Consider the following 5,933-nt stretch of genomic DNA (forward strand, 5'->3'; position numbering starts at 1 on the left):
TAGGGGTCTCCCCTTTATTTTGCAAGGACTATTTTTCCCTACCGAGAAACATTTTTTGCTTAGAACGGGACAGGATTGAGCTAACAATTAAACAGGGAAAAAATTATGCGTCCGGCCCCAAACCGCCCTACGGGAGGGGGCCAAATTGATTCGCCCGAAAACATCTTTCTTACCACTGTTCGTGCGGAAATGCTGCTCTAAAAACTGGGACCCCATCCACCACCAGTAAGGAAGTCATATAACGCCCACTTGATGGCCCCTCGCCTTAAGTAAGACGGAGCCGCCGTCACTGCCCCTGAGGCATGTATCCTAAAGGGCAAGCCGCAAATGTGTTATCAGGATTTCCTTTCTTATCACGAAAGAAAAGAATATGATTGCGACCAGCCATTCATTTATCATGAGGCTGACAGACTAAGACATTTCGTTCATTCCCTATTTGAACAAAGTAAAGAAAGCCGTGAACACCCCTGGCTTCCTTTCTTTCGTGCATCATCTATGTCTATCCATTCACCGATAGCACTTCCCTATGGGCCCTTTTAGCCATTTAGCTACACAAAAATCCCGCAGCTGCCAAATAAGCTGCGGGAGACGATCTTATCCAGTTGTATCCAAAAGGGCAGGACCACGCTGACAGGCTCCATTTGCCCCGATCAATGCATGGCTGTTTTCTTTTAGGGTATCCCCGGCTCCTTTAGGTTGTTGCCGCGCGCCTTCATCTGGAATCCATCTGTAAAGGGGCGGAAAAAAGGGCCTGAACCTTGCCACAAAAGAGGCGTCTGGCAGCTGATGGCGTTTTTGCTCATCTACGAACGGATAAAAGCCGTTTTGATTGGAAGGGGTTTTATGCTGACCCGTCAGGGAGTTTGCCCGCAGCCGTAAGAGCCATTGAGGGGAGCTTGTTGGGGGCCGCCTTGCCGCGCGCCGTTCATCATGGCGCCATGCGGGAAGCCAGAATCCATCTGCATGTCCTGATGCATGGGAGCAGAAACTTCATAGCCGCCAAGACGGGGATCGACCATACCAAAGACCATGGCAGCATGGGTGAAAAAGACAAAGAGCAGCAAGATGAAGATATGGGATTTGGCATTTTTCTTGGCGTCAGGGCCGTTGCCGATAAAGCCGAGCTCCGTGAAAAGAAGCAGAAAGGCCGGAATGATGCCAAGGACGTAGGACCAGACTGCAATCATGTCGATGGGTCCCCGCCACTCAATGGTCGGGATATAGCGCGTAACTAGATAGAGGGCGGCCACGATGAAATAGAGGCTAAAAAAGAGACCGCCTCGGTGGGAGAGCGTCCTCCATTTTCCCGTTTCTTTGCCGTTTGCTAAGAGGCTGAAGGCTTCCGCTACGAAAATGGTTTCGATGAAGACCACGGGGACAACCATAAAGAGAATCAAAAACCAGGGGGAATGGAGGCTTAAGAGCTCCATGTAATGGGTCATAATCATTGGGGAGGCTCCTTTCACGCAAGAGATGCAGCTTGATGCAGCAAGGGGGCGTGCTTGATGGCTTCTATGTCCTTGGTGCCTGCCAGCTGCATGACGATGGATAGCTCATGGTTTATCTGATCAAAGACGGATTTGACGCCTTCGGCGCCGCCGAGGTTCAAGCCGTAGATCAGGGGTCGTCCCAGGGCCACGAGATCGGCTCCGCTTGCAAGGGCCTTGAAGACATGGCTGCCGCGGCGGACACCGCTGTCAAAGACGATGGGAACGCGGTGATTGACCACGGAGGCAATGCTTGGAAGGACTGTAATGGATGCAGGTCCCCCATTCAGCTGCCGGCCGCCATGGTTAGAGACCCAAATGCCGTCGGCACCGGCCTTGATGGCCAGCTCCGCGTCCTCCGGTGACTGGATGCCTTTGACGAGGACCGGCAGCCCGGACAGGGCCTTGATCTTTTCAATATCGGAAGGGACAAAGTCCTGTTTTGCCGCGGCGTAGATCTCGGCAATGCCTTTGCCGGCTCCGTCTTGGGAAGAATAGGCGGCAAGGTTTGGCATAGGCAGCGGGAACTGGAAGTGATTGCGCACGTCCTCTTCACGATAGCCGCCCAGGGTCGAATCCACGGTGAGGATGATGGCTTTGACGCCTGCCTTGACGGCTTTATTGACGAGAAAAGCGTTAAACCCATCATCCTTGCTCATATAGAGCTGAAAAAACTGCGGTGCGCCGGGCGCGGCAGCGGCGACTTCCGTAAGATCTGTGCTGCCGTAGGTGCTCAGGGAAAACAGGGAACCTGCCATAGCTGTCCCGATGGCCGTATCGACTTCCCCTTTGACATGGGCCAGGCCATGGGCGGCTGAAGGCGCTTCGATCACAGGGGTCTTGAGGGGAATCCCAAAAATCGAAGTGCTAAGATCGGCCCCACTCAGTCCCTGGAGAACCCGAGGAATGATCTGCAGGTCATCAAAGGCCCTCGTATTTTCGCGCAGCGTCCATTCATCCTCGGAACCGCCGCGGATATATCCAAAGGCGCCCCGATCCAGATTGGCCTTGACCCGTTCTTCCAAAGAAGGTAGGTTCAGGATTTCAATCGGGTGTTCTTCCATACTTGTATAATACGTCATGATGGCGTGCCTCCTTGCTTGTAAGCATATAATAGAATTCCTAGGAAAGTCCTTCGTTATGATACCCGTATTAGGTATATGAGTCAATACGCGTGCTTTCGGTTTGCAAAGTCTTCACAGATTTTTTCTTTATTTTGTACAGTTTTTAACAAATAGCCATAGTAGGCTCACGCTATTTTGCAAATGAATGACCTTGATGGCTCTCCCCTTTTTCCCATAAAAAAAGAACCGTGGGGAAAGGGGGATTTCCTCACGGTCTGATGCGTTATCAGGCGTTTTTCACAATGAGTTCCAAGAGTTTCATGGTCATTTCATAGCTTTTCACAAAGGAGCTGACGGGCAGGAACTCAAAACGGGAATGGAAGTTCATACCGCCCGTAAAGTAGTTCGGGGTCATGATTTTTTGCGTTGAGATGTAGGAGCCATCGGTCCCACCGCGCATGGCGATGGTCTTTGGCGTGATGCCCAATTCCTTCATGGCGTCGTAGATGTAATCGATGGCTTTATGGTTTTCGTCCGTGACGGCGTCGGCGATATTGCCGTAGACGTCAACAAGTTCCAATTCGACCTGGGCCCGCGGTTCCATTTTCTTAAGGCGTTCGACGTTTTCCCTGATGAGGGCTTTGCGCGCTTCATAGCGGGCTTTGTCATGGTCGCGGATATTGAGGGTCACAACGGCGGTGGACTGGTTAGACTGGACGGCTTGGCACCAAATATAACCTTCCTTGCCTTCTGTGCACTCCGGGGTTTCCTTACGGTCAAAAAGGTTGATGAAGTCAACGGCCAGAAGGGTCGGGTTGACGAGGACGCCTTTGGCACTCATGGGATGGGCGCTGACGCCGTGGATGGTCACTTTGCCGCTGCCGGCGTTAAAGGTCTCATAGACGACTTCTCCGAGTTCGCAGCAGTCAATGGTATAGGCAAAATCGACAGGAAAACGGCTGAAGTCAATATGCTTTGACCCAAATAAGCCCACTTCCTCATCGGGTACAAAAGCAACATAAATATCGCCGTGATAAAGGGAAGGATCACGGGTCAGGGTCTCGAGGGCGGTGACCACGTTTGTGATGGCGGCTTTGTTGTCACTTGCAAGGACGCTCGTGCCATCGGTCACGATGAGGTCATCGCCTTGATAGCGCAGGAGTTCCGGATGGTCCTTGGTGGTCATGATGATCTTTGGATCCGCGTTCAGGACGATGTCCTTACCGTCGTAGTTCTTGACCATATGAGGATGGACCACAGGGGAAAGGTTGACGTCCACTGTATCTAGGTGCGTGCAAAAGCCCACGGCAGGAACCTTTTTGGTGGATCCTGCAGGCAGATGAGCCGGCAGGTGAGCCGTCAGGACGCCGTATTCACTTAGATGGATGTCCAAAAGCCCCAGGCGTTCCAGGTCCTTTTGGACGGCCCGCGCCATATCCCACTGTCCTTCCGTGCTGGGGACCTTGGTACCCCCATTGGCGCAGCTTTGGGACGGGATGGCGACATAGTCATAAAAGCGATTGACAAGGGTTTCACGAATTTCCATCAATGATTGCCTCCTTAGGTAGATTATGCGATAGGAATCATTTCCCGCAGCTCAGCCCAATTGGGGGACTGAGCATGCCTTACATCGGTCTCGGATATATATAGGCCCCTTGGAACCCAAGCGGAATGCCGAGGAACCAGAAGACATAAAGCAGGACGGTGAGCGTGACAAGAAGGGCAATGGTATAGGGCAGCATGAGGCTTGACAGGGTCCCAACCCCGGTCTTCTTGTAGTATTTTTGGCAGTAGATGATGATCAGCGGATAAAAGGCAAACATAGGCGTGCAGACGTTGACGGCCGAGTCAGAAATACGGAAGGCGACCTGCGTCAGTTCCGGCGCGATGCCGACGCTCATAAGCATGGGGACAAAAATCGGAGCCAGGATGGACCATTTGGCCGATGCCGACGTAATAAGCAGGTTCAGGATGGCAACAAAGACGATGATGCCAAAGACGGTGATCTGCGGCGGCAGGGCAAGGGATTTCAGGAATTCCGCTCCCGCAATGGCGATGAGGGCCCCCAGGTTTGAGGCACCAAAGGCATACATGAACTGGGCGGCAAAGAAATAAAAGACGATGAGCTGGACCAGGGTATGAGTGATTTCTTCCATGGAGTGGGTAAAGTCCTTACTGGACCGAAAGGTCCCGCTCATGATGCCATAGACAATGCCCGGGACGGCACACAAGAGGAAGATGATGGCCACGATGGACTGCATCACAGGAGCCTTGAAACTGGCAATGTTGCCAGCAGGGTCGCGGAAGAGGGAATTTTCCGGGATAAGGGCAGCAAAGAGGCCGACCAGCATGAGGATGAGTACGAAGGAAGCCACAGCAAAGGAGCGGTTTTCCCGCGGCGTGATGGGCTTCATGGCGTCTTCGGACGCATCGATATCCGCATCAAGGGGGCAGGCCTTACGGCACCACGGTTCGGTGACATGTTCCGTCACCCACCAGCAAACGAGGATGATGGGAAATGTGGCGGCAAAGGCAAAGAAATAGTTGCACAGGACGTTCACTTCATAAGAAGGATCGATGAGCTGGGCTGCCATCTGGGTAAAGCCCTGGATGACGGGGTCAATGGCAGAAGGCGTGTAGTTTGCCGCAAACGCACCGGCAATCCCGGCAAAGGAAGCGGCTACGCCGGCAAGGGGGTGTTTTCCCGAGGCGTAAAAGAGATAGGCCGCAATCGGGATAATGATCATGTACCCGCTGTCCGGCGCCAAATGGCTCAGCATACCGACAACGATCACGATGGGCGTCATGAGAAAACGCGGCGTCACGGAAAGAATCTTTTTAAGGCCTGTATTGATATACCCCGAGCCCTGGGCAATGCCGATGCCAAGCGTGGCAACGATGACCATGCCCAGGGGCGGAAAACCGGCAAAGTTTGAAACCATCTTGGTCATCAGGGTAACAAGGCTCTTTGGGGCGAGCATGTTTGTGACCATGATTTCCTTGCCTGTCGTAGGATGGATATAGCCGAAATGGAACTGGGACAAGAACGCGGATAAGATGCAGGTAATAAAAAACGCCGCAATAAACAGCATTGTAATGTCGGGGATGCGGTTGCCGACGCGCTCGATAAAACCAAGGAAACCGCCGACAGGTTCTTGAGCGGGCTGTTGGGGCTGACTCATGAGAACTCCTCCTTTGCTTGTCAGAAATAGGTCAAAATAAGGTGGGGACAGGCAGTAAACGAACTTTGATGGGCCTCCTTTCTATAATGGCTGGACAGCGTCGACAGGCCAAAAAAGAGGGCTTACCGGCAAGGGAGCAAAAAATAGGTTCTTCACGTATTTTTGGGGGATTCCAAATCATACGTAGGTAAAGACAGGTA

At 52.6% G+C, this 5,933-nt stretch carries 4 protein-coding genes; all 4 read right to left on the reverse strand.

What is annotated here, in order from left to right; genetic code table 11:
* Positions 1 to 854: 854 nt before the first annotated feature.
* The 4 genes from QZQ08_RS09480 to QZQ08_RS09495 all read right to left on the reverse strand — a co-directional run bounded on the left by QZQ08_RS09480 (position 855) and on the right by QZQ08_RS09495 (position 5,733).
* Entirely contained in the window at positions 855 to 1,448 is a 594-nt protein-coding gene (locus tag QZQ08_RS09480) for a DUF6803 family protein (protein WP_296331328.1), read from the reverse strand.
* Positions 1,449 to 1,462: 14 nt separating this feature from the next.
* Positions 1,463 to 2,569, reverse strand: coding sequence for a lactate oxidase (locus tag QZQ08_RS09485; RefSeq protein ID WP_296331330.1), 1,107 nt, complete (start codon positions 2,567 to 2,569; stop codon positions 1,463 to 1,465).
* Between the two features lie 268 nt (positions 2,570 to 2,837).
* Entirely contained in the window at positions 2,838 to 4,097 is a 1,260-nt protein-coding gene (pepT, locus tag QZQ08_RS09490) for a peptidase T (RefSeq protein WP_296331334.1), read from the reverse strand.
* 79 nt (positions 4,098 to 4,176) lie between these two features.
* Entirely contained in the window at positions 4,177 to 5,733 is a 1,557-nt protein-coding gene (locus QZQ08_RS09495) for an AbgT family transporter (RefSeq protein ID WP_296331336.1), read from the reverse strand.
* Positions 5,734 to 5,933: the final 200 nt, after the last annotated feature.

The sequence above is a fragment of the uncultured Acidaminococcus sp. genome (genome assembly GCA_900538365.1).
Taxonomy (GTDB): Bacteria; Bacillota; Negativicutes; order Acidaminococcales; family Acidaminococcaceae; genus Acidaminococcus.

What these genes read in the sequence shown, in the direction of transcription:
- pepT (WP_296331334.1), bottom strand. Translation starts at nt 4,097, where the DNA reads ATGGAAATTCGTGAAACCCTTGTCAATCGCTTTTATGACTATGTCGCC.
- QZQ08_RS09495 (WP_296331336.1), bottom strand. Translation starts at nt 5,733, where the DNA reads ATGAGTCAGCCCCAACAGCCCGCTCAAGAACCTGTCGGCGGTTTCCTT.
- QZQ08_RS09480 (WP_296331328.1), bottom strand. Translation starts at nt 1,448, where the DNA reads ATGATTATGACCCATTACATGGAGCTCTTAAGCCTCCATTCCCCCTGG.
- QZQ08_RS09485 (WP_296331330.1), bottom strand. Translation starts at nt 2,569, where the DNA reads ATGACGTATTATACAAGTATGGAAGAACACCCGATTGAAATCCTGAAC.